The organism is Streptomyces sp. NPDC048623, from assembly GCF_040650755.1.
In the GTDB taxonomy this organism is placed as follows: domain Bacteria; phylum Actinomycetota; class Actinomycetes; order Streptomycetales; family Streptomycetaceae; genus Streptomyces.
The window spans coordinates 129,544-154,217 of record NZ_JBEZHV010000011.1; the positions used below are offsets into that span (position 1 = coordinate 129,544).

Genomic DNA, 24,674 nt, shown 5'->3' on the forward strand with positions numbered 1-24,674 from the left:
TCCGAAATGAACGGTGGGTCCGCTTGCACAGCGGACCCACCGTAGCGTTCCTCAGCTACGAGTTGACATGAGTGCTGTTGATCTTGAACGTGCACTCATAGGTGTCGAACGTCCCCACGAACCCGTCGTCCACGTGCTTGAACCGCTGCTTGTCCAGCTCGTAGTTGCAGTCGTAGGTGATCAGGAACGTCTCGGGAGACGCACTCGGGCTCTGCGCGTTGTAGCAGTAGCCGTGACCGGCCGTCGTGTACCAGTACCCCCGGCAACCGCCGTACCAGGTCGATTCGTTGTACGCACTCGACGTCGGAGCGGCCAGACCGATGGCCGCAACCGACAGAGCCGCGACGGCAGCACCCTTTACAGCCTTGGCGCCCAGTATTCGGGCTACGACAGAATTCATTTCCCCCCTGGTCATCGAGGTGTTGACCTCATTCGAAGCGGCGATCGTAACGTGCGTCAGGCGCGAGAAGCCGGGAATCAAGGCTTGAGATTGGCACTTCTCAGGCCATAGGGAAGCCCCGTATGTCCGAAAGGGAAGAATTTACGATCCTTCAATCGACACCCTTCAAGCCAAAACCGTTGTCCGATTTCGAAGCACATATTGGCTTGATCGCTTGGCTGATCCGGGCGCGCGCAGGTCAGTGCCGGCCGAGGACGGGGACGACGTCCTGGAGGTGCGGAGCGCCGATCCGGTGAGGGGAGCCGCGGAGGTCGCCGGCCGCCGCGAGCCGCTGCACGACGTACGGCTGCTCGCCCCGGTCAGCCCTGGGAAGATCGTGGCAGTCGGCCGCAACCACGCCGATCACATCGCCGAGTTGAGCCGGGACAGCCGACCGCCCCCCTCCCCCGGCTCTTCTTCAAGCCACCGTCCATCGTGATCAGGCCTCGGGGAGCCGATCCGCTGCCCGGCCCAGTCACACGAGGTGCACAACGAGGCCGAGATCGCCGTGCGATGCGAGGTGGACAGCGAGGAGCGGCAGTCAGCCGGGACGGACACCGTGCTGCATCGGGTCGCGTCCCTGCCGGCGGGGAGCTGGGCGTGTCCGCCGGCGCAGCTGAAGTCGGTGGCGTACTTCATGATCATGCCGGCGCGATGTTCGTCAGCCGGCCGAACACGTCTTCTGCCTGGTGCAGCAGCGGCAGGCACCCTCGTTCCCGCGCCCCAAGCGGGCGAGCGCGCGCCCACGGATCTCGGGGCGGACTCTGCCAAGCCTGCGGTCCCGCCACACCGTGTGGGCCGCTGGGGGGTCGTCCGCGCATCAGTCGGGTGCTCACGGGCCAGACCGTCCGCCCGAGGCGCAGGCTTTGGCCGTATGCCTTCGTCGAGGCTAGGGTGTGCCGCCCGTACTCGGCGGATCGCTCCCCTGAAGAAGGTGGGAATGGGGCTCAAGGACGCAGACCACGCGGGGCTGGTCGTCGCGGCGCAGGCCGGTGACGATCGGGCGCGCGAGGAGCTGATCGCCGCGTACCTGCCGTTGGTCTACAACGTCGTCGGGCGAGCGCTGAGCGGACATGCCGATGTCGACGACGTCGTCCAGGAAACCCTGCTGCGCGTGGTGCGCGACCTGCCTTCCCTGCGTGTACCGGAGAGCTTCCGGTCCTGGCTGGTGTCGATCACGCTCCGCCAGATCAATTCCCACTGGCACCGACAACGCGCCTTCGCCGACCGGACCACGGTCATCGACGAGGCACGCCGGATACCGGACGCCGCCGCCGAGCCCGTGGACGTGACGATCCTGCGGCTGCACGTGTCGGACGAGCGGCGCCGGGTCGTCGAAGCCGGCCGGTGGCTCGACCCGGACCACCGGGTGCTGCTGTCGCTGTGGTGGCAGGAATGCGCCGGCCTGCTCAGCCGGGAGGACATCGCCGCCGCGACGGGCCTCACGGTCGCGCACGTCGGAGTGCGCCTGCAACGCATGCGCGAGCAGCTGGAACTGTGCCGGACGATCGTCGCCGCGCTGGAGGCCGCCCCGCGCTGTCCGCAGCTGGAGGGGACAGTCGTCGGCTGGGACGGTGACCATGCGTCGGTGTGGCGCAAGCGGATCGCGCGGCACACCCGTGACTGCCCGGTCTGCGTGGCGACGTCGACGGAACGGGTTCCGGCCGAACTGCTGCCCCTCAGCCTCACGACGCTGGCCGTCCCGGCCGCACTGATCGCCGCGCTGGCCGCCAAGGGCTTGCTGTCGGGTACGGCAGCGAGCGCTGCCGGGCTGGCCGCGGCCCCCGTCGCCGTCGGCACGGCGACGGGGGGAAGCGGTCTCCACGGCGCTCTGACCGGCAAACTCCAGGCCGTGACCGCTCATCCGCTGGTGAGCCTCGCCACCGGCGCGGTGCTCATCGCCGGGACCGCCACCTACGCGACCTGGCCCGAACCGGCGCCTCGGGTGCCCGGCGCCACCGCCGCGCCCGCGGTCGGCACTCCCACGCCGCTTCCCTCGCGCACCACCACGTCGGCCGGACCGTCCTCGGCGAGTCCGTCCCCGGTGAGCCCGTCCCCGGTGAGCCCGCCCTCGGTCAGCCCGTCCGCCATCGCGGGCACCGTTCCGCTGGGCGCGCAGTCGCTGGAGTCCGCGGACAGTCCCGGCCTGTTCGTCACGTACACGGGCGACTTCGCGGCGCTCGGCAGCGTCGCCGCGTCCAGCGGCGCACCGGCACGTCAGCGGGTCACCTTCACGGTCGTCGGGGGACTGGCCGACACGCGGTGCGTCACCTTCCGCGCCGCGGACGGCCGGTATCTTCGCCACCACTACCTCCGGCTGCGGCTGAGCACCGACGACGGCAGCGCACTGTTCCGTGAAGACGCCACCTTCTGCCCCCGTCCCGGGGCGGTCGCCGGGTCCGTGACCCTGCACGCGCACAACTATCCGGGATCGGTCCTCCGCCACCGCGACGGCGGCATCTGGCTCGACGGCTCCGACGGCACGCGGGCCTTCGCCGGCCAGGCTTCCTTCATCGTGCGCGGCCCCGGGGTCTGAGCACCGCCCCTCTTCCACGGGCGCGACCAGGCCACGGCGTCCGGCATAACGCTTTCCGCCTGCGAGATGCGTCACGGGGCAATCCTGCGGACGGCGCGACTTTTCTGTTACGAGACCGCGAGCTCGGCAGCCTCCACTTCAGGGGTGTTCCCCCACTGACGTATCCCCTGAAGAAAGCCCCTCACATGACGCAACACACCCAAGAACCCAGGGCGAAGGGCCTGCACCGGCTCCGCCGGCGACGCCGGACATGGGCGACAGGACTGTCGGCCACGGCGCTGGTGGCCGGCGTTGTGACGCTCCTCCCCGGCTCCGCCGGAGCCGCGGGCCTGGGCACCCAGGCTGCCCCTTCGGGCAGGTACTTCGGCACGGCCGTGGCCGCCGGCAGGCTCGGCGACTCCGCGTACACCGCGATCGCGGACCGGGAGTTCAACATGGTCACCCCGGAGAACGAGATGAAGTGGGACGCCATCGAACCGTCCCGCGGCCATTTCGACTTCGGCCCCGCCGACCGGATCGTCGATCACGCCCTGGCACGCGGCCAGCGCCTGCGCGGCCACACCACGGTCTGGCACTCGCAGCTCCCCTCCTGGGTCGGCGCCATCCGCGACGCGGGCACACTGCGCGGCGTGATGAACCACCACATCACCACCGAGATGACCCACTACAAGGGCAAGATCTATGCCTGGGACGTGGTCAACGAGGCGTTCGCCGACGGCGGCAGCGGCAGGCTCCGCGACTCGGTCTTCCAGCAGGTGCTGGGCAACGGCTTCGTCGAGGAAGCGTTCCGCACCGCCCGTGCGGCCGATTCCTCGGCCAAGCTCTGCTACAACGACTACAACATCGAGAACTGGTCGGACGCCAAGACCCAGGGCGTCTACCGCATGGTCAAGGACTTCAGGTCCCGCGGCGTGCCGATCGACTGCGTCGGGTTCCAGAGCCACTTCGGGGCGGGCGGCCCGCCGGCGAGCTTCAAGACCACCTTGGCCGGCTTCGCCGCCCTGGGCGTCGACGTCCAGATCACCGAGCTGGACATCGCCCAGGCCTCACCCACCCACTATGCGAACACGGTCAGCACCTGCCTGTCCGTGCCCCGATGCACCGGCATCACGGTGTGGGGCGTCCGTGACAGCGACTCCTGGCGCAGCGGCGAGAGCCCGCTGTTGTTCGACAGCGGCGGCAAGCCCAAGCCCGCGTACACCGCCGTCATGAACGCTCTCCCTTCCGGCTCCGGCACCAGCCCGGGCAAGCCGAGCGACGGTACCGGGGAGATCAAGGGCGTGGCCTCCGGCCGCTGTGTCGACGTCCCCGGCCCCGCCACCGCCAACGGCACCCGGGCCCAACTGTGGGACTGCAGCGGGCAGACCAACCAGCGCTGGACCTACACCGCCGCCAAGCAGCTGAAGGTGCAGGGCAGCAAGTGTCTGGACGCCAAGGGCAAGGGCACCGCCAACGGCACCCCGGTGATCGTCTGGGACTGCAACGGCGGCGCCAACCAGCAGTGGAACATCAACACCGACGGCACGATCACCGGTGTCCAGTCCGGGCTGTGCCTCGATGCCGTCGGCGCGGCCACCGCGAACGGCACGACGATCCAGCTGTACGCCTGCGCGTCCGTCGGCAACCAGAAGTGGGCCGCCCCGTCCGGGACGGGCGGCGGCACGTGCGCTCTTCCGTCGACGTACAAGTGGAGCTCGACGGGTCCCCTCGCACAGCCGTCGAACGGGTGGGCCGCGGTGAAGGACTTCACCCACGTGGTGCTGGGCGGCAAGCACCTCGTCTACGCGTCGAGTGCGTCGGGAACCTCGTACGGCTCGATGGCGTTCCGCCCCTTCACGAACTGGTCGGACATGGCGGCGGCCGGCCAGACCAGGATGAGCCAGAACGCGGTGGCGCCCACCCTGTTCTACTTCGCGCCCAGGAAGATCTGGGTGCTGGCGTACCAGTGGGGTGCCTCGCCCTTCAGCTACCGCACGTCGAGCGACCCCACCGACCCCAACGGCTGGTCCGCGCCGCAGCCGCTGTTCACCGGCAGCATCCCCCGCACCGAATCCGGCACCGGACCGATCGACCAGACCCTGATCGCCGACGAGAAGAACATGTACCTGTTCTTCGCCGGTGACAACGGCAAGATCTACCGCGCGAGCATGCCGATCGGGAACTTCCCGGGCACCTTCGGCTCGTCGTACACGACGGTCATGAGCGACACGGCGAAGAACCTCTTCGAGGCGCCGCAGGTCTACAAGGTCCAGGGCCAGAACCAGTACCTCATGATCGTCGAGGCTCGGGGTGCGAACGAGCGGCGCTACTTCCGCTCGTTCACGGCCTCCAGCCTGAGCGGTGCGTGGACCCCGCAGGCAGGCAGCGAAAGCAACCCCTTCGCGGGCAAGGCCAACAGCGGCGCCACCTGGACCGACGACATCAGCCACGGTGACCTGATCCGCGCCGACCCCGACCAGACCATGACCATCGACCCCTGCAACCTGCAGTTCCTCTACCAGGGCAAGTCCCCCACCGCGGGCGGCCCCTACGACCAACTGCCGTACCGGCCGGGCGTCCTCACCATGCAGCGCTGACCTGACCGATCCACGGTTGCACAAGGAGAAACACCCCCCATGAACAACCCCAGGAACAACCCCGTGAACAACCCCACCAACGCCGGGCGCCGCGGACGTCACCGCCGTCGCAGGACCGCCACCGCTCTGCTGCTCGGTGTGCCCGCCACCGTCGTGCCGTACCTCCTGTTCGTGCAGGACGACTCGCAGGCCGCGACGGTCGACGACAGTGCCTACTACAAGCTGGTCTCGGTGCGCAGCGGCAAGGTGCTGGACGTCAACGCCTTCTCCACCGCCGACGGCACCCGTATCCAGCAGTGGACCGACCAGAACACGGCCAACCAGCAGTGGCGGCTGCGCTCCACCGGCGACGGCTACTACGAGCTGGTGAACCGCAACAGCGGCAAGGTGCTCGGCATAGCGGGCGATTCGACCTCGCAGGCGGCTGCCACGGAGCAGCAGACCGACAGCTCCTCCGCCTCCCAGGAGTGGCGGATCGACGAGGTGAGCGGTTCGGACGCCGTCACCTTCACCTCCCGCAGGAGCGGCATGGTCCTGGACGTCTCCGGAGGCTCCACGGCCGACGGCGCGGCGGTCATCCAGTACGGCGGCCACGGCAGCACCAACCAGCAGTGGAAGCTGGTGAAGACGGCCGAGGCCCCGGCCACCGGGACCGGACCGTACGCGTGGAAGAACGCCCAGGTGGTGGGCGGGGGTTACGTCACCGGGCTGGTGTTCAACCCCCGGGAGAAGGGGCTGCTGTACGCGCGTACCGACATGGGCGGCGCCTACCGCTGGGACGCCGCGGCCGAGCAGTGGATCCCGCTGACCGACTGGCTCGGCGAGAAGGACTGGAACCTGCTGGGCATCGACGCGGTGGCCACCGACCCCGTGGACCCGAACCGCCTCTACCTCGCGGCGGGCACCTACACCAACGACTGGGCCGGCAACGGCGCGATCCTGCGCTCCACGGACCGGGGCCGCACCTTCCAGCGCACCGAACTCCCCTTCAAGCTGGGCGGCAACGAGGACGGCCGCGGGGCCGGTGAGCGGCTGGTGATCGACCCCTCGGACAACCGCACCCTCCTGCTCGGCACCCGTAAGAACGGCCTGTGGCGCAGCACGGACAGCGGTGCGACGTGGCGGCAGGTCTCCTCGTTCCCCGTCAAGGACGGGGCGGGCAGCGGTGGTGGCATCTCCTTCGTGACGTACGGCCCGGCCGGCAGCAGGACGGTCTACGTCGGCGTCGCCGACAAGTCCACCTCCCTGTACCGCTCCACCGACGGCGGCACCACCTGGCAGGCCGTCCCCGGCCGGCCCACCGGCCAGTTGCCGCAGCACGGCGTGCTCTCCGGTGACGGCTCGCTGTACCTGACGTACACCGACGCCCTCGGCCCCAACGGCGTGACGGCGGGCTCGGTCTGGAAGTACGCACCGGCCGGCGGAACGTGGAAGAACGTCTCCCCGTCCCAGGGCGGCTACGGGTTCTCCGGCCTGGCCGTCGACCCGCGCCGGCCGTCCACGGTGATGGTCACCACCCTCGACCGCTGGTGGCCCGAGGACGAGATCTACCGCACCACCGACGGCGGCACGACCTGGAAGGCACTGGCGGACAAGTCGGTGCGGAACGCCTCCGCCGCTCCCTACGTCGGCACCCACACCGGACACTGGATGACCGCCCTGGCCATCGACCCCTTCGACTCCGGGCACGTGCTGTACGGCACCGGCAACGGCATCTGGCGCAGCAAGGACGCCAACGCCACCGACAGCGGCGGCACCAGCCACTGGACCGCGGGTGGGGCGCGGGGCCTTGAGGAGACCGCGCTGATGGACGCGATCGCCCCGCCCGGCGGTGCCGCTGTCGTCACCGCCATGGGCGACCAGGGCGGTTTCCGCCACGACGACCTGACCAAGGTGCCCGCCGGACGCCTTGACAACCCGATGATGTCCAACAGCACCGACATCGACTTCGCCCAGGCCAACCCCTCGATGATGGTCCGCGTCGGCCGCGGCGGCGCGCAGGACGGCGCCTACTCCACCGACGGCGGCACCAGCTGGAACGGCTTCAAGGCCGAGCCGGTGGCCGGTGCCCAGGACGGCCGCGTCGCGCTCGCGGCCGACGGCTCGACCATCGTCTGGACCCAGGCCGGCCAGGTCCCGTACCGCTCGACCGACAAGGGTGCGAGCTGGTCGAAGGCCGGCGGCCTTGGCACCGACGCCGTGGTCGTCGCCGACCGCTCCTCGGCCAGGACGTTCTACTCGCTGTCCGGTGGCACGCTCCACGCCAGCACCGACGGCGGAGCGACCTTCAGCCCGCGGGCCGGCAACCTGCCCTCCGGCCGTCTCACCGCCGTCCCCGGCGTCGCGGGGGACCTGTGGATCGCCGGCGGCGGCCAGGGGCTGCTGCACTCCACCGACGGCGGCCGCACCTTCACCACGCTCACCACGGTGAAGTCCGCCTCCGCCCTCGGCTTCGGCAAGGCCGCACCCGGTGCCTCCTACCAGGCCCTGTACCTGATCGGCACCGTCAAGGACGTCACCGGCGTCTTCCGCTCCACCGACAAGGGCGCCACCTGGCTCCGCGTCAACGACGACGCCCACCAGTGGGGCAGCATCGGCGGCGTCGGCGTCATCACCGGCGACCCGGACACGTACGGCCGCGTCTACATCGGCACCAACGGCCGCGGCCTCCAGTACGGCGACCCCTCCTGACCCCGACACCGGATGCGCTCACGTTCGACGTGTGAGCTGACGCGCGATCACTGACGGACTGCCGCCCTCCTGGCCGATGGGACATCTCGGCCGGAGGGCGGCTTTCCGTTGTAGAGCGGCCCGGGTTCGTGGGCGGTGACACGCCCGCCGCCAGCCTCGATCCACTGGATCGCGAGCTCCTCCAGCGCCGCCCAACCCTGGAGGCAGGATCAAGGAGTGCGCGGGCGGGTCGGCACGTTCGACCTCGTGACGGCGTGACGGCGTGACGCACGGGGTGAGTAGCGGCACCAGAACAGGTTGAGTACGCCCTCGGATGTCCGCGGCCGACAGCGGTGATGAGGTGGGGGACATGAGCCCGGACGACAGCAGCCCGCCCCCGGCCTCCCACCCGACGTGGTGGAAGGCGCCCCTCGTCGCGACCCTGCCGGGACTCCCGCTTCTGGTCGGGGAGTTCGCCCTCTTCTGGACCGACGGCTACACCAGTGGCTTCGAGACCATGCTCGTCATGGCCACGATCCTGCTGGCCATCTCATGGGTCCTGCCTCACCGTATGTCCATGCGGATCCCGCGCCTGCTGGCCGCCGGCACGGCCCTCGCCGTGACCACACTCCCGCTGATGCTCGCGTTGCTGATGGGCCTGGCCATGGCCTCGGGCTGACGCCTACCGCTTGGGCCGTACGGTCAGGGAGAAGCCGGCCTCCAGCAGTTCGGCCGCGAACGCGGCCACGTCCTCGGCGGTGTGCTCCCCCGGCATGAACGTCCTCGCCTCCGGCAACGGCGGAGGCGTCGGCTTCGGCTCCGCCGACGGCTTCCGCCCACGGGGCTTGATCTGCTCACGCTCCCCCGCCCGGATCCGGTCGATCCCCTCCTGGACGGTCGCCCTCTTCCGGTCTTCGGCGTCCGCGAGAACGGTCTCCAGCAGCCACAGCGGCGACCCTGAGACCACGGCGTCCTCGGGCGCGAAGGTCTTTCGAACCCGCCACTGGTAGACGTCCATGTACTTCTTGCCGAAGATCCAGGGGATCTCCTTGAGGCCGACGACGTCCGGCAGCTCGGCAGGATCGTCAACCTGGTAGCCGCCGGCGATCCGGGCCTTGTACTCCTTCAGCCGCTGGGCGTCCACCTCCCGGCTGCCGTCCTCGGACAGCCCGAGCACTGTGGGCAGCAGCCAGTACGGGTTGCCGGAGATGACCGCGTCCGGCTCGCCCAGCACGCCGCGCGTCTTCCAGAGCTGCGAGGTCTGCCGCTCCACTCCGTAGAGGAACGCGATCTCCGCGTGCCCCAGCAGGTAGGGAAACTTCCTCACGGCCGCTGCCTCCACATCGCCGAATCAATAAAACACGCTTGATGTGTCAACTATAGTTCGGCGCGCTGGCAGACTGGGAAGTCTGATCGACGTGCGCACGATCTTTGCTGTGGAGGTGGTCACATGAAGACGCCTGAACCCGGCCGCGACCGTCAGAACCTGGCAGGGTTTCGGCAGTTCACGCCACAGGAATCGGCCGACTTCGTCGGTGCCCGCGACCTGATCAACGCGGTCATCGCGGTCTACAGCAGCCTCGTTCACAAAGCTCGGAACGAAGAGGAGAAGCGGGCACTCCGCGAGGAACAGCGCCTTCACGTTGACGCGCGTCGCGATCTCACCGTCTTCGACGGGGACGACGTGCAGCGCATTCGCGCCGAGTACCCGTCGCTGCTGCGGAAGCTGCGCGCCAGGGATGGCGGCTGAGGGGTCCGGCTGGTTGCTGCCGGCTCCAACACCTCGTAGGCTGCGTCCCTCTTTCCTTGTGGAATAGCGCCCCAGGATCTGACTCGCACTCTGCCCGGGGCGTTGTCTTTCCCAGCGGGGCTCTTGCGGCAGATACCGCAAGAGCCCCGGCTCCTGGGCGGCTTCCGGGAGAGGACGGACCTCACAGAGGCCCGTCGGCAACCGCCACCTTCCAGACAGCCTTGCCGGACACCTTCACGAACACGACCTGCGGCTCCTTCTCGGTAATCCGCTCGGCCGCGTTCTCCACCCCGTCGCAGGGGTGACTGATCCACTTCGTTCCGTTGGCCTCCAGCGAGATCTCCCCCGTACCCGAGCACACGAAGTGCACGGTGTACGACTTCTGCGGCGGGGTGAAGGCGGGTAGCTTCACGGCTGCGCTGCCGGACACCTCACCTACGAGGATCTTCTTCCCCTGCATCTGTTCCAGCCGCAGATCGGGACCCGGCTTCGACGGCCGCGGCGTCCCCGTGGTGCTTCTGGTGGGCGTGCCCGAGGTTCCCCCGTCAGTCTCGGGTGACGCGGTACACGCTGCGGTCACGGCAACCAACACCGCGCCGGCGGTCAACAGCCCTTTCGAGCGCACAGCTCTCCTCATCGCCGACAGGCTCCTGTCCAGTAGCGGCGGACCCCTGACATCACCAGCGTCGCATCAGTAGTACACGCGCCAGTTGGTCCGGTACGGGGCCCAGGCGTTGAAGTAAGTCTTGGTGCCGTACTTGCAGTTGCTGTACTGCTGGGCGGTCCAACCGGAGACATTCTCCCTCCAGTTGCCGAAGTCGCCCTTGAGAGTGGAGTGGGGCTTGACCGTGCCGGACACCTCTTCACCGATCTCGGCGGTCATCGACTTTTCCACGCTGCCATTGATCGTGGCCTCGATGCTGGCGAAGATGCCCGCCTTCAGAGAAGCCGACACGCTGAGGGAAAGGCCGTAGGTAGTCGTCCCGCTCTTCTTGGACGAGAACTTGTAATTCTGGGTGCTTCCCGTGCCGTTGGTGACCGAGGTCCGGTACTTCACGTCATGGGTGTTCGGAGTATTGCTCGAGATGACGGCTCTCATCCCGGGATCGCAGTACTCCGCCTGAGGCTGCGGATTCACCGGATCAACCGGCGCAGCCACTGCAGTCACGGTCGACAGAGCCGTGAGGGCCAGTGCTCCTGCGGCGGCGATGGCCATCCTGTGCGACAACATGGTCGTTCCCCCTTGTGGTCACGTAACGCCTTTGGTCGGTCGGCGTTACGTGGATGACGCTAGCTGCGGAATGAACCGATCCGCGAGGAAGCGATGGAAGCTTGAGGTTTAACTGAGGTAGGAATCCGGAACAAGCTGGCGACAATAGGAGCGCACCGGGCGCCTCTCGGCGACGATTGAACTCAGCCGACGCCGACAACTCCAAGACCTCACCGCTCTGCCGGGTCTGCACGGAGTTCGTCCGACGGCCTCACGTTGATGCGTCATGAACGACGAGACGTGGATGCCACCTGGCATGGCCAGGCTGGGAGATGTCAGCGGCCCGTAGCCGACCAGAGGGCGACCCCCAGGCCGGCGAGACCGGTGAGGGTGCCGACGGCCGGGAGCGGCCAGCGGGATCGTTCCAGGGCGGTGACGCGGGTGTCGAGCTCCTCGACGGCCTTGTCGATCTGGTCGGAGCGCTGGACCAGGAGGGCGAGTTGGCCGTCGATGCGCGCCAGCCCGACTTCGAGGGCGCGGCGGAGTTCGGCGAGCTCCAGGGCGATCTCTCCGTCGGGCATGGCTGATTCTCCTGCTGTCAGTTGATGGTGGACACGGCTGCCGGGTCACTCTTGGCGGGGAGCCACGAGGCGGTGCCAATGCGGCCGAGCAGGGAGCCGATGGCGCCCTTGACGACAGCGAGGCCGGCCGGGATCGCGGCGACGGCCGCCGATTCGAGCGCGGACAGGGTGACGAGGTTGGTCGTGCCAGAGGCGAGGAGGAGGCCGAGGAACGCCTCGATGTACGTGAGGACGGCGCGCTCGGCGATGTCGGCGAGGAGCTTCGGGGTGCTGGCAGTGGCCATCGTGTCGTGGAACCTCTCGTTCGAGGGGATGGGTCAGGGCTTGGGAACGCGGAGCTTGTCCCAGCTCGTCGGGCCCGGGGTGCCGTCGGCGTCTGCGCCGGAGTAGCCGAGCTTGCGCTGCCAGGCGGCGTAGGAGCGGCGGTCGGCCTCGGTCCAGCGCGGGCCGGGCCCCTGGGTGTACCGGCCGCAGCCCACGGCGACGAGGCGCTTGCCCATCGCGGTGATCAGTGCCGAGCGTCGGCCGGTGCGGAAGAAGTCGGCACCGGGGAACGGGGCGAAGGCGGACTCGCCGTCCGCCTGCTTCGGGCTCGCCGGCTTGCTGCCGAGGAGCTTGGCGACGACGGTGCGGAAGTCGTCCATCGCGATACCGGCGGGGTCCGGCTTGCCGGGCTGCCACTCCTTGTGGGCGATGACCGAGCGCTCCGTCCAGCCGTGGGCGCGGCACAGCGCGGTGCTGACCTTGTGCATGGCGTCGAGCTGGGCCTGCGGCCATGCCTGGCCACCGCCGGTGTTGATGCACTCGAAGCCGTAGAAGTGCGCGTTGCCGTCGGTGTCGGCCTCGTTGTCCGGCGGCAGCGGTTTCTCCGCGATGACCGCCTTCAGGACGTCGCCGTCCCCGGCGCCGGCGTGGTTGGCGCGCCCGTAGCCGACGAGGTGCAAGGTGCCGGAGCGGTCGATCACCCCGTGGCAGAGCGGGCCCGGGAGCGAGGTATAGCCGGTACTACAGAGCTCCACCATGCCGGCCTCGGTGGAGTACGGGCCGGTGTGGTGGACCATGACGCCGTGGACTGGGCCCCAGGCGCCCTTGTGGTTGCGGTTGTGGGTGCGCCAGCTGCCGTGCTCGACGACGCGGACGCCGGACTGCTTCAGGACGGCGAGGAACTGGTCTGCGGACAGGGGCTGTGCCACGTTGGGCGCCTTCTCCCCCGCGCCTCCGTGTTACGTGCCGCTCAGGAGCCACCCGACGGTCCCTCGGCATCGGACGCGCCGTGCTGTTGCGTCTGGCTCGGGTGGAGGGTCACCAGAGTGGCCGGAGCCTATCCCACCAGACGTCCGGAAACCCATGGCCATGAGTATCGCCATGCCGCGCTTGTGCGAACCTTGATCACGTCTCGGTGGAGTGGCGACTGAACGGGGAGCGCGCTGTAATGACGCGGCGACGTTGGCAGGTTGGGGTGGCGCTGGCCATTGGGGTCGCCCTCACGACCAGCTGTAGCGGCGAACGGCAGGATGTCGACGGACATACCGCGCCAGCGCCGACGTCCGCTGAGGCAACCCATGTGGCCCTCTCCAAGGAGCAGATCGCAGAGGAGCTTCCGACGCTGGACGCCGTTCCGCCTGGGTGGGAGGAAGTGGGGACACCTCGGCTCGATAACACCCCCGGCAAGGACGGAAGCCGGGCATACGGACACAAGGGATACAGAGCGCCCGATCTCGACGGTGCGGTCGGGTTCGGTATCACTTCGTACGGCAATCCGGCGCACGCCATGGCAAGGTTCAGCAAGGTCAAGGCGGATTACGGCAGTCAGACGCGCCCGACTTCGATCGCTGGAGCAGATCAAGCATTCGCACGGAGCGGCTGTATCGCCGAGCGCTATTGCAGCGCCACCATCTATGTGCGAGCAGGCTCAATGGTCCTGATGGTCAACATCAACAGCGACACGGGCGAAGCCCCCGATCCGAAGATCCTCAACTCGGTGACTCGTATGCATGTGGCAAGGGCTCGGCAGATCGAACGTGGCGAAGCCCCAACGGCCAAGGCGTCCTAGGCCGTGTTTCGAGAGGGTCCCCCCGGGTGCCGCGAGCCGATTTCGACGACACGTGGCTGTCAGTGCCTTCAAGTAGGTTCTGTCCGTTCGGCCTGACAGGTGGGTCGTTGAGCTGAGGGATTGGTCGTCGTGAGCATCTACCTGCACTTTCGTGCCGTGGCTGAGTCCGAGATCCGAGACGATCACACCTGGCTGGCTGCGTTCATGTCTGAGGCTTGGGAAAACGACGACGCCGAGTACGAAGCGGGCATCGCGCACTCGATCAACAAGGGCTGGGACGCTGTCAACGACCTCTACGCCGCAGCCGATGCACTCTATACAGACGCCGACGAGCCCTGGAATCTGCCGATCTACGGCGGCCGCCCGGTACCCCACAGCGCTGATGCCGACCCCTCCGATCCACCGCTGATGCTTCTGGAGCCGTCTGGGGTGTCACAGGCCGCGCGTTTCCTTACGACTATCTCTTTCGACGAGCTGTGGAACGTCGTCGAGGCAAGGTTCGGTGCACTCGGCTGGTCCAAGCAGGAACACCTCGAACATCACAGGGCCCTCCAAGAGTTCTACGGGCAGGCGGCTTCGGCAGGCCACGCGGTGGTCAAAGCGGTATGGGCTTGAGTCGTGGCCACGTGCTGATCAGAGCGCAATGCCCAAGCCGTCCAAGAACTCCTGGAACAGATCCTCCACGAACGGGTCGGACCGCTTCGACAGGACATCGGCGATCACCTTGGGCGCGGGAGTCAGGCCAGCCGCCCACGCCCAGGCCACAGCACGCTCCGCAGCCTCCTCCGGCCCCAAGAACCAGTCGTCGACGGATTGGCCATCCTCCGCCATGTAGGCGGACATAGATGTCCGATCCAGACATGCGCGCCAGGCTTCCTGGTCCCTGGTCCGGCCTTCCAGCACAAGGCAGTCGCTGTCCATGACGAATCCGGCAAGAACCGGATGGCCAGTGACTTCCACAAGCTCGATGAGACTCTCCTCATCGAGCGAGGTCTGCCCTTCCAACGACCAGAGCCGCCAGTCATCAGCGCGCTCCTGAAGCAGCTCCATGCGCACCCCGTCAGTGAAGGCCGCCACCTCACCCAGCGAATGCCGATGGCGAACGACGACAAGGGAACCCCAGTACCCCATCTGCTTGCTCCATGTCCGAAAGTCGCTGCGTGGCTGCCCAGAACCGCGTTCGCGCAGGGAGGGGTGATTCTTGCAGAGATCCACTTCCGCAACGGCCCTAACAGTTGAGAGGGGTACGGAGTCCGGCCAGGTGTGATCGGCTTCCGGCGGCTCGGCTCTACTTCGTGTACGTGACCCGCAACTGCGGCGGGTACGTCTGGCCGACGCCCTGCGCTCGCCCATCGACCGGACCATGGCGTGCAGAGGGCCGAAGCTGAGCTGGAGTGCGTATCCCGACGGCACCTCGGCGGGGCTGACGGTTCCGAGCACGCTCGCGGGGAGGCGGGTCACGACCGACAGCCGTTCCCGCAGCGTCTCGACGTACTCGCGGAGTTCGGCGAGCTGGGCCGACGTGTCGACCGTGCTGAGCTAGCCGCTGTCACCGAGCGGCCAGACCATCCCCGGTTCCACCCGGACCGGGAGCGGCTGGCCGGTGCTGCGGTCCACGGGCAGGCGAGCTCCGGAGAGACCGATGATCGGCGAGCCGGTCGTCGCCGAGGCGCGCTGGCTGTCGGTGTCGGCTGCGGCGAGGTCGTCGAGGAGCTGGGCGGCGGAGAGCAGGCTCGACTGCCCGAAGTGCTCGGCGCCGATGGTGTTCGGCACGTGCACGATCGGGATGAAGTCCACGTGGAGGTCGAGCCGGTTGAGGACGTCGCCGTCGGCGTTGGTGCGGAACCGGGCGCGGCGCAGCGAGAGCGCATCGATGTCGCCGGTCTTGTCGACCTGGTCCAGGTCCCACTCGGCGTCGGTGAGGTAGCAGGTGAGAGCGCTCAGCCGGCTCGCCCATGGGTACGTGCGGGTGGCGCTCCCGTCCTCGCTGATCGGGCCGAGCTCGTACGTGATGCGGCGCAGCGTGCCCTCGCGTCCCATCGCCGGGTCGTCCGGGATCTCCCACGCGAGGTGGACGCGGTCCGGGTACTCGTCCGCGTCGATAGCCCCGTCGGGCAGCACTGGGAAGTAGAAGCCGGGGTCGATCGTCTTCAGCACCGGCCGGCCCTTCGCCCTGGACCAGGCCAGCAGGTAGACCGTGTCGCCGAGCAACACGGCGTTCCGCTCAGCGTGCTGCATCCGCATCCACAGGTGCTCGCCCGACGCCCACTCCCGGAGCATGGCTTCACGCTCCTGGGCGGTGGCGTCGTCCTCGACCCCCTCGACCGTGATCTGCTGGGTCTCTCCCAGGAGGTGGCTCAGCGTCTGGTCCACGATGACCGAGGCGTCCCCCGTACTCGCGGCGGTCATCGCCGTCCTCGCCGAGCAGGGCGGCCGCCTGGATGCTGTCGTACGCGGCGAGGATCGTGTACGCGGCGAGTCGACGGCGATGCGTCTCCGGCACCCAGGACGCCCCGGCGGGCCCGGCAGCTCCAGAGACGTCTTGGTTCAGTGAACCTCTTTCATCCTGTGTTGGAGGGTGAAAGAGGTTCACTGGCTCAGGCCGGTTGGCGCTGGCTCACGAAGCGAGATCGGTGCAATGGGCAGCGAACGTGGCCGTATGCCGGCATGGGTTGCCGGTGGCTGAAACCAGTCTTCCTCAATTCTTCCTCAGAAGAACGATCACGTTCCCCTGTTCTTCCTTGAACACGGCTATGGTCGTCGCACGCGGTCGCCTCACTGACCTAACGGCGACCGGAGCAGTTTAAATATGGGGGGAATTATGCGTTTGACGATGGGTGGGTCCGTCGTCCCGGTTTTCGCTCTGGCTCTGCTGAGCGGCATGGCAGTCCCGGCACACGCGGAAGACGGCGGGCCGGAGTCTGTGAACGCTTCGGCCGAGGCCGTGCAGGAGGCCGCCCCGGAGGATGTCTCGCTGGAGCAGCTTCCGGAGGTGCCGGTCAACTCTGAGAGCGGCACGCAGGCGTGCGACAACCCGCGCCGCACATGGATCGAGATCCCCTCGAAGACCGGCATCCACATGCCGGCCAAGTTCGGGGGGACGTCTTTCAAGGACGGGCCCGGGGGCACCATGGTGGTCAAGGTGGAGAAGTCAGGGAAGGTCCAGCGGGAAGTCAGCGTGGGCGGTGAGGTGGAGGTCAGCGGCATCGTCGCCAAGGCCAAGGTCTCGATCTCGGCCAAGATCGGCACCGAGGTCGGCATCAGCATCGGGCACGAGTACCGCAGGAACGTGACCAGCGGCAAGTACGGCCACCTCCAGTACGGCTCCTGGGGATACTCCGTGAAGTGGGCCAAGTACGAAACCAGCGCCGACCGGTGCGGCAAGAAGCTCATCAAGAGCGGCACCGCGAAGCTGCCCACCTCGGAGGTCGGCTGGAACTACTGGGAGACGAGCTCATGACGCTGCCGCACAAGTCGATGGCCGTAGCCGGAGCCCTGGCCCTCGCGTCCTTCCTGGCGACCGGCTGCAGCAGCGAAAGCACGACACCGCCTAGCGCTCCATCACCGTCGGCGACAGGCAAGCCGACGGCAACACCCTCACCCTCGGGGGAGGACGAGAAAGCCCAGGGCAGCCGGGCCAAAGCCGTACTGGAGACGATCTCCCCCGACGACCCGAAGTTCGTGGAATCTGGGCTGGAGAGGGTGCCGGACGGGGTGCACACCCGCTCCTCGCTCAAGAAGGGCAAGGCGTACAAAGTCTCCGTAGCCTGCGTCGGCACGGGGACCGTGAACCTGGTAATCGACGGAAAGCCGTCACAGTCCATTTCCTGTGACGGGACATCGGCAAGCCAGCGCGTACAGAATTCACCGACGGAATTGCCGATTGATATCACCGCGACCCCCGGAGCGACAGGCATGGTCGCCTGGCAGGTCACCGCCGTTTGATAGAAATGGTTCCTGCTCGGTGAGCTCTTTCAGAGTGGCCACTGATCGGGTGGCGGGCTTGGGTCCGCAACGCACGAGGCTCCCGTACCGTTGAGAGAGGTGTTCGACGTCTCAACTCATCAGTGCGGGAGCCTCGTCGGCCTGGTCTACCTCCGTCGGGATGGCGTCCCGCTTCGTGGTGTAGCCGATCCCTCGGGAAAGCTGCTGTGGATCTCACCCGTGCTGCCCGGCCGCACCCACGACCTGACCGCAGCCCGTACCCACCACATCATCCGGATCTGCGAACGCCAGGGCGTTCCCGTCCTCGCCGACCGCGCCTGCCTCGGAACCGGCCCCTGGGTGACCACACCGCTCAGACGTCCGCCCTCGGGAAACTCGCCCCCACCCAGCGGACGGTCACCCGAGCACTGTCGGTAGCACGGGCGCCTGTCGAACGAAGCATTGCGGGACTGAAGTCCTGGCGGATCTTCCGCCGGGCCCGGTGCAGCCCGAACCGCCTCACGTCAATCGCCGGCGCCATCCGCACCCTGAAGGGGCAGCACTGAAAACACTCAGTAATCGAAGGGAGCGAGGTAGTTCCTCATCGTGTCCCGGATCTCTGACTGGCCGCCGCTGGCCGGCAACTGGCGCGGGGCTTCTTCGCCGTTCTCCATGGCAAGGCTGCTCGCGAAGCGCACGAGATGTGGTGCCGGAACGAAGGAATCGCGCAGCCAGACGGCGAACGCAGCGGCTTCGTCGACTGTCACGTCGGTGAGTGCGATGTAGGCGTAGTCCGGATCCGGCATCGCTGCCGTCCCGTACACCCACACGTCAGGCGACAGCTCCACCTCGTAGTCGAGCACCGTCATGCCATGGATGCCGGACTTCCTGTACCTCAGCCTGGGCTCGGGGAACGCCTCCCCCAGCGCCCTCTCCAGGCCCTCCAGCGTCGCTCCCCAGGCCGCACCGTCGTCCTCGGGAGGGTAGAAGCCGAAGTTCGTGCGGATGTTCCGCTCCGTTGCCATGGGTCTTCCTCGATCTCAGGGGACGTGACGTGTCGAGCCGGTCGTGCCCGTCATCGCCATCATCGACTGACAGTACGCGGCGCTGTCCTTGCCGTTCGTGACGATCTCCAGGCCCCTGATCTCTTTGTTCGCGGGATTGGCCATGGCGTCCTCGTAGCGGGCGAGTTCGCTCTCGTCGGTGGCGTACAAGGAGTCGACGACGGGATCCCAGGCGATCTGCCCCTTGCTGTTGATCTTGACGGGCTTGGCCAGTGTCTCATCGACTCGGTCGAGCGTGCGGAAGCTCTTGTTCTTGCAGTCCGGGTCCCGTACGTGTTTCGCCTCGACGAGATATCCGTCGGCGGGGCGTATGCCATCCACCATCAGTCCGCGCTTACTCCCGGGCAACGGCACCTCCCGCTCGGGGTAGCCAGACACGCGGAGCTGGTAGGCGTTGTCGGGATCGCCCGGACCGCCGCCGCCCGCGAAGCTACCGGGCTGGAGGCCGTTCATCCACGCGCGGAACTGCTGCTGCTCCGCCGCGGTGAGCAGTCGGGTCGTCCCCGGGGCCGGTGGAATGGGGTCAGCAGCGGGAATGCCCGGGTCGACCGGGTTGATCATCGGCGCCAGCGTCGGCACCTGCCCGGTGTACGACGCGAGCACGACCGGGACCGGCACGGGCGCCGGCGCGGGTATGAGCGGCGGCAGGAACGGCAGCCCCGGCAGGACGGGAGCCGGGGGCGGGTCGGCGTTGGGCAGCTTGATGCGCCCGACAGACGCGTCCAGCGCGTGCCCCACCGTGCCGAGGTCGTGGATGCAGGGGTCGCTGAGTACAGCGTCGAGCAGGCCGCCGTCGTATCCGTTGCCCCCTAACATCGGCTGGTCCCAGGGCATGTCGACCGCGAAGATGTCCAGCTTGTGCTGGGCGATCTTCCCCTTGGCGGCTTCCACGTGTTCGGCGTAACGGTTGCACGCCCTGGCGATCTACGTGCAGGCGGCGACCAGGTTCGTCACAAGGGCTCGTCCTCCTGCGCCTTCGCGGGCAGGTAAGGCCGACACTGTGCTCGACGTACGTCTGGAAGGCGTCAGCCGCCTCGCCGGAGTGCGCCTTGCTCGCGGTCACTGCGTAAGCCTGCGCATGCTCCAGAAAACGCTGCATCAGCACGCCGGCGTGACGCCAGGAACCGGCGACATCCCGGATCTTCTTCGGCGAACCGCGGAACCGGTCACTGCCACCGGCCGGGACGTACTGGTCGTACCAGGCGGTCTCGCCCACCACCTCGGGGAGCTCCCGCCCGAGCCCGAGGTAGTTCTCCGTGCAGTCGGCGCCGGGGTCGCCCATCCCCGCGGTGAGGTCGACCTGCCGTCCCAGGAAGGCGGAGACCTGACGACTCTCCTGAGCCATGAACTCGCGGGCGTTGCGCATCAGCCCCTTGCTCGTCTCACCGAGGACGTACGAGCTGAAGCCATCTTGTCGAGCGTCGTGGAGGCCGCTGAGACGTACACCTTGGCGAACGCCCGGCCCGCGTCGTCGTCCCCGGCCATCCCGTGCTGGCGTGCCAACTCGTGGCCCAGGGCTATGGCCGTGTCACGAGCTCCCCGCATCGTGTCGAGCAGCCCCATGGAACCGCGGATCATTCCCTCCGCGATGAACTTCAAGTCTGGCGTCAGCCCCGTCACCGTCGCACCCCCCTTGCAAACGTGAACGGCCAACCTATCGCAGGCGAATCTGCGTTGTCAGTGCTGCCTCGCTCGCTCGGCTTGATCCTGAGGATGGCGTTGGCCGCGCCACCGCAGCTCTTCCTTGCCCAGGCATGGGCAACTGATGTGCAGCAGAACCGCGTCTGTAGGGTTCGCCTGTTGAACCGGTGGGCGGGGTGACAGGCCCCGCGGAAGGACGTGGGGGACCGTGGGCGAAGTGGTTGCGAGCAGCAGCTCCTGGGAGATAAGCCACAGGGAGGGAGGTGTGCTTGCCGCGCGCTGGTGGAAGTGGGCACTATCGGCTCCCGATCACCGCAGCCCCGTCGGTGACACGACCGGTGAGCACGCGGGCTGGAGGCAGCCGGACGATGTGTGGTTCCTCGCAGGCACGTACGGCGGACGCGTAGTCCGGCGGTGCAAAGTGCCCTCCGACCGTCCGCTGTTCTTCCCGGTGCTCAATGTCCAACACAGCCGCTTCGCCTCATGGAGACACCTGGCCCTCCCAGTGACGTCGGCGACGGCATCGCTCAACGGGATGCCGCTCCCCCTACACGAGTTCGTCTCACCGCCGTTCTGGTTGAGGCTGATGCCCTCCCTTGCCTGGGGCGTGTGGGGTGGGGTCGCTCCCTTGCCACCGGGAGAGTACGTCCTGGAGATCAGGGGCATCACGACCGGCGAGTTCTGGGTCGACACGACGTACCACCTCACCGTTGCGAACTCCTGACAGCTCGCTTGTCCGGCCGCGTCGGAGTCGGGGGCTGCGTGCTGCCTTGTCCACCGGTCGTACTGTGCCCGCCGATAGTCCTCCGCCAGGGCGACGAAGTCAGCACAGGCGTCAAGGAGGCGCTGGTGGCTTCGCTCGCGGTGGGCACGAGCTGCGGACCGGGCTGCGGTCTTCTCTTGGTAGCGGTGCGCGACGACAGCACCCAACAGTGTTCCGATGACGGCTATGGCGGCCGCGATGATCCCCGACACAACAACCAGCCCATCATCTGGTGGGGCTCGCCGATAGGGCGCGAATCGGCCACGCAGATACACGTCGTCGATGTCGAAGACGGGGCTGCGGGGAGCTGAACTGCTTCGCTCCCCGCCTCGCCTCACGTCGGCGCGACTCCCAACTCCCGCCACAACTCCGCCGTGCGCACCCGCAGCTTGTTGCCGACGCTTGGTGCCGACGCGCAGAACCGGCACCGGGAAGTCGCCGTCGCGGACCATCCGGTACGCCACCGTGCGGCCGACGCCGAAGGCGCGGCCGGCTGTCTCGACGTCCGCCCATCCGGCTGCACGATCTACGGCACGAGGCCGCCACGCTCGCGCTCACGGCGGGAACGGATCTCAAGGTCGTCCAGGAGATGCTCGGCCATTCGACGATCACCCTGACCGTCGACACCTACACGAGCGTCGTCCCGGCGCTCTCCCGGGCCGCCGCCGAGGCCGCCGTCGCCATCGTCCCGCGCGCCAACCGCCGGCCCGGCCTCCGGGTCGTCGAGACGGCCGCCTGATGGCGGCCGGTCACACGTCCGCTCACACTTTCGCGGCGCCGCGTTCTCGGTGAGTTCTCGGCGTCCCGGCAATTCACCCACAAGCGGACACGAAAAAAGGCTGCGGCCCCTGGATCCGATCCATCCGATGCAGGGGCCGCAGCCGTACACGCGATGTGATGCGTTCGGGTGACCTCGGCGTGTTGTTCCAACATCGCACGTCATCCCGGGTGCACCGTGGATGCGGTCGGCGGAAGGCGAAACCTTCCTGCCGCTGCGGTGCAGTGGTGGGGCGGGTGGGACTCGAACCCACGGCCGACGGATTATGAGTCCGCTGCTCTAACCGGCTGAGCTACCGCCCCGAGCATCACGGCGCGTACAAGTGTGCGCGCCGTCTGCCGCAGCATAGCCGCTCATACGATCTCCTGCTCCGGATGGTCGGCCATGCTCAACCAAGAGGACTCCCGGGTCCCGTCGGCGGTTCCGCGGCAAACGAAAAAGGACCCCGAAGGGTCCTCTTCCTGGTGGCTCCCCCGGCTGGACTCGAACCAGCAACCCTCCGGTTAACAGCCGAATGCTCTGCCAATTGAGCTACAGGGGATCGCGCTCCCCCGACTGGACTCGAACCAGTAACCTGCCGGTTAACAGCCGGCTGCTCTGCCAATTGAGCTACAGGGGATTGCTGCGTTGCGACGAACGGTCCCACCTCCGGCCTAGCCGGGGGGCGGGCGCTCGCTGCGAGACATAGATTAGCGCAAGCAGGGGGGTGCTCCGCCAATCGGTATCCCCAGGGCGTCCAGGGAAGGATCGCAGCGTGCGGTACAAGCTGGTCTTCGTGGCCGGGCTGGGTCTCGGTTTCGTCATCGGTACGCGCGCGGGGCGCGAGGTGTACGAGCGGATGAAGGCGTCCGCCAAGCAGTCCGCGAAGCAGATCGCCGGGAACCCCGCCGTGCGCAACGCGGCCGAGTCCGCCGCCCACGGCGGGCGGCAGGCGGCCGGGCGCGCGCTGCACCTGGTCGGTGACCAGGCGCAGAAGATCAGGTCCCGGCGCGAGCACAACGGGCACTACACCCCGCAGTCCGCGCAGTACGAGGACGACGACTGGGGAACCAGCAACACCTGAGCCCGTACGCCGGGTCACGTACGCCGGGGCCTGAACGCCGGGGCCTGTCGCCTGCGCCTGTACGCCAGGCCTGCACCCCGGACCCGTACGCCCGGGCCCGCACCGCCCGGGCCCGTACACCCGTGCCCGTACGCCGGACCCGCCCCCATACGGCAGAATCATGTGCCATGGGGATAGTCGCCGGCCTGGACAGCTCTTCGGACTCCACGCGCATCGTCGTCTGTGACAGCGACACGGGTGCCGTGCTGCGGCAGGGCCATGCCCCGCACCCCCTGGAGCCCAAGGCCACCGACGTCGACCCGCAGGCCTGGCTGCTCTCCCTCGGGGAGGCCGCGACCGGCGGGTTGCTCGAAGGGGTGCAGGCCATCGGGGTCTCCGCGCAGCAGCACGGGCTCGTGCCGCTCGACGCGCAGGGCGGGCTCGTGCGGCCCGCGCTCGTCGGGAACGACAAGCGGGCCCAGGTCGCCGCGGCCGATCTGGTCGAGGCGCTCGGCGGGCGGCAGGGGTGGAGCGAGGCCGTCGGGACCGTGCCCCGGTCCGGGATGCCCGTCGCCAAGCTGCGCTGGCTCGCCCGTAACGAACCCGAGCACGCCCAGCGGATCGCCGCCGTCCTCCAGCCGCACGACTGGCTGGTCTGGCAGCTGCTCGGCAGGCCCGCGCGCCGCACCACCGACCGCGGCGCCGCCTCCGCCACCGGCTACTGGTCCGCGCGCAGCGGGTCCTACCGGCCCGATCTCGTCGAGCTCGCGCTCGGGCACCAGGCCGCGCTGCCCGAGGTCCTCGGGCCCGCCGAGGCCGCCGGCACCACCCCCGAGGGGCTGCTGATCTCCGCCGGTACGGGCGAGACCATGGCCGCCGCGCTCGGTCTCGGCCTCGGCACCGGGGACGCGGTGGTGTCCCTCGGCGCGTCCGGCTCCGTGATGGCCGTCCACCACGAGGCCCCGGCCGACCCGAGCGGGACGATCACCTCGTTCGCCGACGCCGCCGGCATGCACCTGCCCGTGGTGCACACCTCCAACGCCGTACGGGTGCTCCGCGGCACCGCCGAGATGCTCGGCGCCGAGTCGCTCGACGAGCTGTCCGCGCTCGCCCTGAAGTCCACGCCCGGCGCCTCCGGGCTCGTCCTCCTCCCCTACCTGGAGGGCGAGCGCACCCCGAACCTGCCGCACACCGCCGGCACCCTCAGCGGGCTGCGCCGTGAGTCCATGAAGCCCGAGCACCTCGCCCGGGCCTCCTTCGAGGGCATGCTCTGCTCCCTCGCCGACGCCATGGACGTGCTGCGCCGACGTGGTGTGGAGGTGCGCCGGGTCTTCCTGCTCGGCGCCGCCGCCGGGCTGCCCGCCGTGCAGGCCATGGCGCCCGCGCTGTTCGGCGCCCAGGTCGTCGTTCCCCAGCCGGCCGAGTACGCGGCGCTCGGCGCCGCCCGGCAGGCCGCCTGGGCCCTCGGGGTGTCCCAGGGGACCCTCTCCCCCGCCGTCCCGCCGGCCTGGCAGGGCGCCGCGGCGCAGGTCTTCGAGGCGGGTGACGAGCTCGCCGTCGGCCAGGCCGTGCGCCAGCAGTACAACGCCACCCGCGACCAGCTCCACCCCGGCGCCTTCACCCACTGACGCCGCCCGAGCCGATACG

General features: G+C 68.5%; 26 protein-coding genes, 3 tRNA genes and 2 pseudogenes. 15 read left to right on the top strand and 16 right to left on the bottom strand.

All coding sequences use genetic code 11. From position 1 onward, the window contains the following. Positions 1-55 precede the first annotated feature (55 nt). Entirely contained in the window at positions 56-400 is a 345-nt protein-coding gene (locus AB0C73_RS18220) for a hypothetical protein (RefSeq protein WP_362530763.1), read from the bottom strand. Positions 401-638: 238 nt separating this feature from the next. After that, the gene (locus AB0C73_RS18225; RefSeq protein ID WP_362530765.1) at positions 639-806 is read right to left on the bottom strand and encodes a hypothetical protein; all 168 of its coding nucleotides are present in this window, start codon (positions 804-806) and stop codon (positions 639-641) included. 573 nt (positions 807-1,379) lie between these two features. Between AB0C73_RS18225 and AB0C73_RS18230 the strand changes: the two genes are divergently transcribed. The 4 genes from AB0C73_RS18230 (at position 1,380) to AB0C73_RS18245 (ending at position 8,900) form a co-directional block, all read left to right on the top strand. After that, positions 1,380-2,975 carry a sigma-70 family RNA polymerase sigma factor gene (locus AB0C73_RS18230; protein ID WP_362530768.1) on the top strand — a complete coding sequence of 532 codons (1,596 nt, stop codon included), beginning with the start codon at positions 1,380-1,382 and terminating at the stop codon, positions 2,973-2,975. Between the two features lie 185 nt (positions 2,976-3,160). Continuing rightward, positions 3,161-5,551 (top strand): non-reducing end alpha-L-arabinofuranosidase family hydrolase, encoded by a 2,391-nt coding sequence (locus AB0C73_RS18235; RefSeq protein WP_362530771.1) that lies wholly within the window; start codon positions 3,161-3,163, stop codon positions 5,549-5,551. Positions 5,552-5,614: 63 nt separating this feature from the next. Continuing rightward, complete coding sequence (locus tag AB0C73_RS18240) at positions 5,615-8,242, top strand: RICIN domain-containing protein (protein WP_362531008.1); 2,628 nt, start codon at positions 5,615-5,617, stop codon at positions 8,240-8,242. Between the two features lie 349 nt (positions 8,243-8,591). Further along, entirely contained in the window at positions 8,592-8,900 is a 309-nt protein-coding gene (locus AB0C73_RS18245; protein ID WP_362530774.1) for a hypothetical protein, read from the top strand. 3 nt (positions 8,901-8,903) lie between these two features. Here the strand turns inward: AB0C73_RS18245 and AB0C73_RS18250 are convergent, their stop codons facing one another. Next, on the bottom strand, positions 8,904-9,548 hold the full coding sequence (locus tag AB0C73_RS18250) for a hypothetical protein (RefSeq protein WP_362530775.1): 645 nt from the start codon (positions 9,546-9,548) through the stop codon (positions 8,904-8,906). A gap of 123 nt (positions 9,549-9,671) precedes the next feature. Between AB0C73_RS18250 and AB0C73_RS18255 the strand changes: the two genes are divergently transcribed. Beyond that, a complete protein-coding gene (locus AB0C73_RS18255; RefSeq protein WP_362530778.1) occupies positions 9,672-9,971 on the top strand; it encodes a hypothetical protein in 300 nt (99 codons plus the stop codon). A gap of 181 nt (positions 9,972-10,152) precedes the next feature. Here the strand turns inward: AB0C73_RS18255 and AB0C73_RS18260 are convergent, their stop codons facing one another. The 5 genes from AB0C73_RS18260 to AB0C73_RS18280 all read right to left on the bottom strand — a co-directional run bounded on the left by AB0C73_RS18260 (position 10,153) and on the right by AB0C73_RS18280 (position 12,955). Further along, a complete protein-coding gene (locus AB0C73_RS18260) occupies positions 10,153-10,596 on the bottom strand; it encodes a hypothetical protein (RefSeq protein WP_362530780.1) in 444 nt (147 codons plus the stop codon). 66 nt (positions 10,597-10,662) lie between these two features. Further along, positions 10,663-11,187: a hypothetical protein gene (locus AB0C73_RS18265; protein WP_362530783.1), complete on the bottom strand. Its 525-nt coding sequence runs from the start codon at positions 11,185-11,187 to the stop codon at positions 10,663-10,665. Between the two features lie 329 nt (positions 11,188-11,516). Beyond that, on the bottom strand, positions 11,517-11,762 hold the full coding sequence (locus tag AB0C73_RS18270) for a hypothetical protein (RefSeq protein WP_362530785.1): 246 nt from the start codon (positions 11,760-11,762) through the stop codon (positions 11,517-11,519). A gap of 17 nt (positions 11,763-11,779) precedes the next feature. After that, positions 11,780-12,046, bottom strand: a complete 267-nt coding sequence (locus AB0C73_RS18275) for a hypothetical protein (RefSeq protein ID WP_362530787.1) — start codon at positions 12,044-12,046, stop codon at positions 11,780-11,782. 33 nt (positions 12,047-12,079) lie between these two features. Beyond that, positions 12,080-12,955: a peptidoglycan-binding protein gene (locus AB0C73_RS18280; RefSeq protein WP_362530788.1), complete on the bottom strand. Its 876-nt coding sequence runs from the start codon at positions 12,953-12,955 to the stop codon at positions 12,080-12,082. A 371-nt stretch (positions 12,956-13,326) separates the two neighbouring features. Between AB0C73_RS18280 and AB0C73_RS18285 the strand changes: the two genes are divergently transcribed. Both AB0C73_RS18285 and AB0C73_RS18290 read left to right on the top strand, forming a co-directional pair. After that, on the top strand, positions 13,327-13,815 hold the full coding sequence (locus AB0C73_RS18285) for a hypothetical protein (RefSeq protein ID WP_362530790.1): 489 nt from the start codon (positions 13,327-13,329) through the stop codon (positions 13,813-13,815). Between the two features lie 129 nt (positions 13,816-13,944). After that, entirely contained in the window at positions 13,945-14,430 is a 486-nt protein-coding gene (locus AB0C73_RS18290; RefSeq protein WP_362530793.1) for a DUF1877 family protein, read from the top strand. Between the two features lie 18 nt (positions 14,431-14,448). Here the strand turns inward: AB0C73_RS18290 and AB0C73_RS18295 are convergent, their stop codons facing one another. Next, a complete protein-coding gene (locus AB0C73_RS18295; RefSeq protein ID WP_362530795.1) occupies positions 14,449-14,865 on the bottom strand; it encodes a hypothetical protein in 417 nt (138 codons plus the stop codon). A 489-nt stretch (positions 14,866-15,354) separates the two neighbouring features. Continuing rightward, complete coding sequence (locus tag AB0C73_RS18300) at positions 15,355-16,224, bottom strand: hypothetical protein (protein WP_362530798.1); 870 nt, start codon at positions 16,222-16,224, stop codon at positions 15,355-15,357. Between the two features lie 472 nt (positions 16,225-16,696). Between AB0C73_RS18300 and AB0C73_RS18305 the strand changes: the two genes are divergently transcribed. The 3 genes and pseudogenes from AB0C73_RS18305 to AB0C73_RS18315 form a co-directional block, all read left to right on the top strand. Beyond that, positions 16,697-17,275, top strand: a complete 579-nt coding sequence (locus AB0C73_RS18305; protein WP_362530800.1) for a hypothetical protein — start codon at positions 16,697-16,699, stop codon at positions 17,273-17,275. Continuing rightward, on the top strand, positions 17,272-17,760 hold the full coding sequence (locus tag AB0C73_RS18310; RefSeq protein ID WP_362530801.1) for a hypothetical protein: 489 nt from the start codon (positions 17,272-17,274) through the stop codon (positions 17,758-17,760). Before AB0C73_RS18305 ends, AB0C73_RS18310 begins: the two co-directional genes overlap by 4 nt. 153 nt (positions 17,761-17,913) lie before the next feature. Then, a pseudogene (locus AB0C73_RS18315) lies at positions 17,914-18,305 on the top strand (transposase family protein); the annotation flags it as partial. Between the two features lie 6 nt (positions 18,306-18,311). Here AB0C73_RS18315 and AB0C73_RS18320 read toward each other — a convergent pair. The 3 genes from AB0C73_RS18320 to AB0C73_RS18330 form a co-directional block, all read right to left on the bottom strand. Next, positions 18,312-18,764 (bottom strand): hypothetical protein, encoded by a 453-nt coding sequence (locus AB0C73_RS18320; protein ID WP_362530804.1) that lies wholly within the window; start codon positions 18,762-18,764, stop codon positions 18,312-18,314. Positions 18,765-18,779: 15 nt separating this feature from the next. Further along, positions 18,780-19,694: a restriction endonuclease fold toxin-2 domain-containing protein gene (locus tag AB0C73_RS18325; RefSeq protein WP_362530806.1), complete on the bottom strand. Its 915-nt coding sequence runs from the start codon at positions 19,692-19,694 to the stop codon at positions 18,780-18,782. Between the two features lie 474 nt (positions 19,695-20,168). After that, positions 20,169-20,402, bottom strand: coding sequence for a hypothetical protein (locus tag AB0C73_RS18330; protein WP_362530809.1), 234 nt, complete (start codon positions 20,400-20,402; stop codon positions 20,169-20,171). A 250-nt stretch (positions 20,403-20,652) separates the two neighbouring features. Here AB0C73_RS18330 and AB0C73_RS18335 point away from each other — a divergent pair, with 250 nt between their 5' ends. The 3 genes and pseudogenes from AB0C73_RS18335 to AB0C73_RS18345 form a co-directional block, all read left to right on the top strand. Further along, the gene (locus tag AB0C73_RS18335; RefSeq protein ID WP_362530811.1) at positions 20,653-21,168 is read left to right on the top strand and encodes a hypothetical protein; all 516 of its coding nucleotides are present in this window, start codon (positions 20,653-20,655) and stop codon (positions 21,166-21,168) included. Between the two features lie 125 nt (positions 21,169-21,293). Next, positions 21,294-21,518 carry a hypothetical protein gene (locus AB0C73_RS18340; protein WP_362531018.1) on the top strand — a complete coding sequence of 75 codons (225 nt, stop codon included), beginning with the start codon at positions 21,294-21,296 and terminating at the stop codon, positions 21,516-21,518. A 194-nt stretch (positions 21,519-21,712) separates the two neighbouring features. Next, positions 21,713-21,946, top strand: a pseudogene (locus AB0C73_RS18345) (tyrosine-type recombinase/integrase); the annotation flags it as partial. A 264-nt stretch (positions 21,947-22,210) separates the two neighbouring features. On the opposite strand, the gene AB0C73_RS18350 reads toward AB0C73_RS18345, so the two are convergent. The 3 genes from AB0C73_RS18350 to AB0C73_RS18360 all read right to left on the bottom strand — a co-directional run bounded on the left by AB0C73_RS18350 (position 22,211) and on the right by AB0C73_RS18360 (position 22,604). Further along, positions 22,211-22,287, bottom strand: a tRNA-Ile gene (locus tag AB0C73_RS18350). A 163-nt stretch (positions 22,288-22,450) separates the two neighbouring features. Continuing rightward, a tRNA-Asn gene (locus AB0C73_RS18355) sits at positions 22,451-22,526 on the bottom strand. A gap of 5 nt (positions 22,527-22,531) precedes the next feature. After that, positions 22,532-22,604: transfer RNA gene (locus AB0C73_RS18360), tRNA-Asn, on the bottom strand. A gap of 135 nt (positions 22,605-22,739) precedes the next feature. On the opposite strand from AB0C73_RS18360, the gene AB0C73_RS18365 reads away from it, so the two are divergent. Both AB0C73_RS18365 and AB0C73_RS18370 read left to right on the top strand, forming a co-directional pair. Next, a complete protein-coding gene (locus AB0C73_RS18365) occupies positions 22,740-23,048 on the top strand; it encodes a YtxH domain-containing protein (protein WP_362530813.1) in 309 nt (102 codons plus the stop codon). Positions 23,049-23,215: 167 nt separating this feature from the next. Next, positions 23,216-24,655, top strand: coding sequence for an FGGY family carbohydrate kinase (locus AB0C73_RS18370; protein ID WP_362530816.1), 1,440 nt, complete (start codon positions 23,216-23,218; stop codon positions 24,653-24,655). Positions 24,656-24,674: the final 19 nt, after the last annotated feature.

Coding starts and splice junctions, on each gene's coding strand:
- AB0C73_RS18255 (WP_362530778.1), top strand. CDS start 9,672: ATGAAGACGCCTGAACCCGGCCGCGACCGTCAGAACCTGGCAGGGTTT.
- AB0C73_RS18265 (WP_362530783.1), bottom strand. CDS start 11,187: ATGGCCATCGCCGCCGCAGGAGCACTGGCCCTCACGGCTCTGTCGACC.
- AB0C73_RS18245 (WP_362530774.1), top strand. CDS start 8,592: ATGAGCCCGGACGACAGCAGCCCGCCCCCGGCCTCCCACCCGACGTGG.
- AB0C73_RS18310 (WP_362530801.1), top strand. CDS start 17,272: ATGACGCTGCCGCACAAGTCGATGGCCGTAGCCGGAGCCCTGGCCCTC.
- AB0C73_RS18275 (WP_362530787.1), bottom strand. CDS start 12,046: ATGGCCACTGCCAGCACCCCGAAGCTCCTCGCCGACATCGCCGAGCGC.
- AB0C73_RS18305 (WP_362530800.1), top strand. CDS start 16,697: ATGGCAGTCCCGGCACACGCGGAAGACGGCGGGCCGGAGTCTGTGAAC.
- AB0C73_RS18295 (WP_362530795.1), bottom strand. CDS start 14,865: ATGGAGCTGCTTCAGGAGCGCGCTGATGACTGGCGGCTCTGGTCGTTG.
- AB0C73_RS18270 (WP_362530785.1), bottom strand. CDS start 11,762: ATGCCCGACGGAGAGATCGCCCTGGAGCTCGCCGAACTCCGCCGCGCC.
- AB0C73_RS18370 (WP_362530816.1), top strand. CDS start 23,216: ATGGGGATAGTCGCCGGCCTGGACAGCTCTTCGGACTCCACGCGCATC.
- AB0C73_RS18320 (WP_362530804.1), bottom strand. CDS start 18,764: ATGGCAACGGAGCGGAACATCCGCACGAACTTCGGCTTCTACCCTCCC.
- AB0C73_RS18300 (WP_362530798.1), bottom strand. CDS start 16,224: ATGACCGCCGCGAGTACGGGGGACGCCTCGGTCATCGTGGACCAGACG.
- AB0C73_RS18230 (WP_362530768.1), top strand. CDS start 1,380: ATGGGGCTCAAGGACGCAGACCACGCGGGGCTGGTCGTCGCGGCGCAG.
- AB0C73_RS18220 (WP_362530763.1), bottom strand. CDS start 400: ATGAATTCTGTCGTAGCCCGAATACTGGGCGCCAAGGCTGTAAAGGGT.
- AB0C73_RS18235 (WP_362530771.1), top strand. CDS start 3,161: ATGACGCAACACACCCAAGAACCCAGGGCGAAGGGCCTGCACCGGCTC.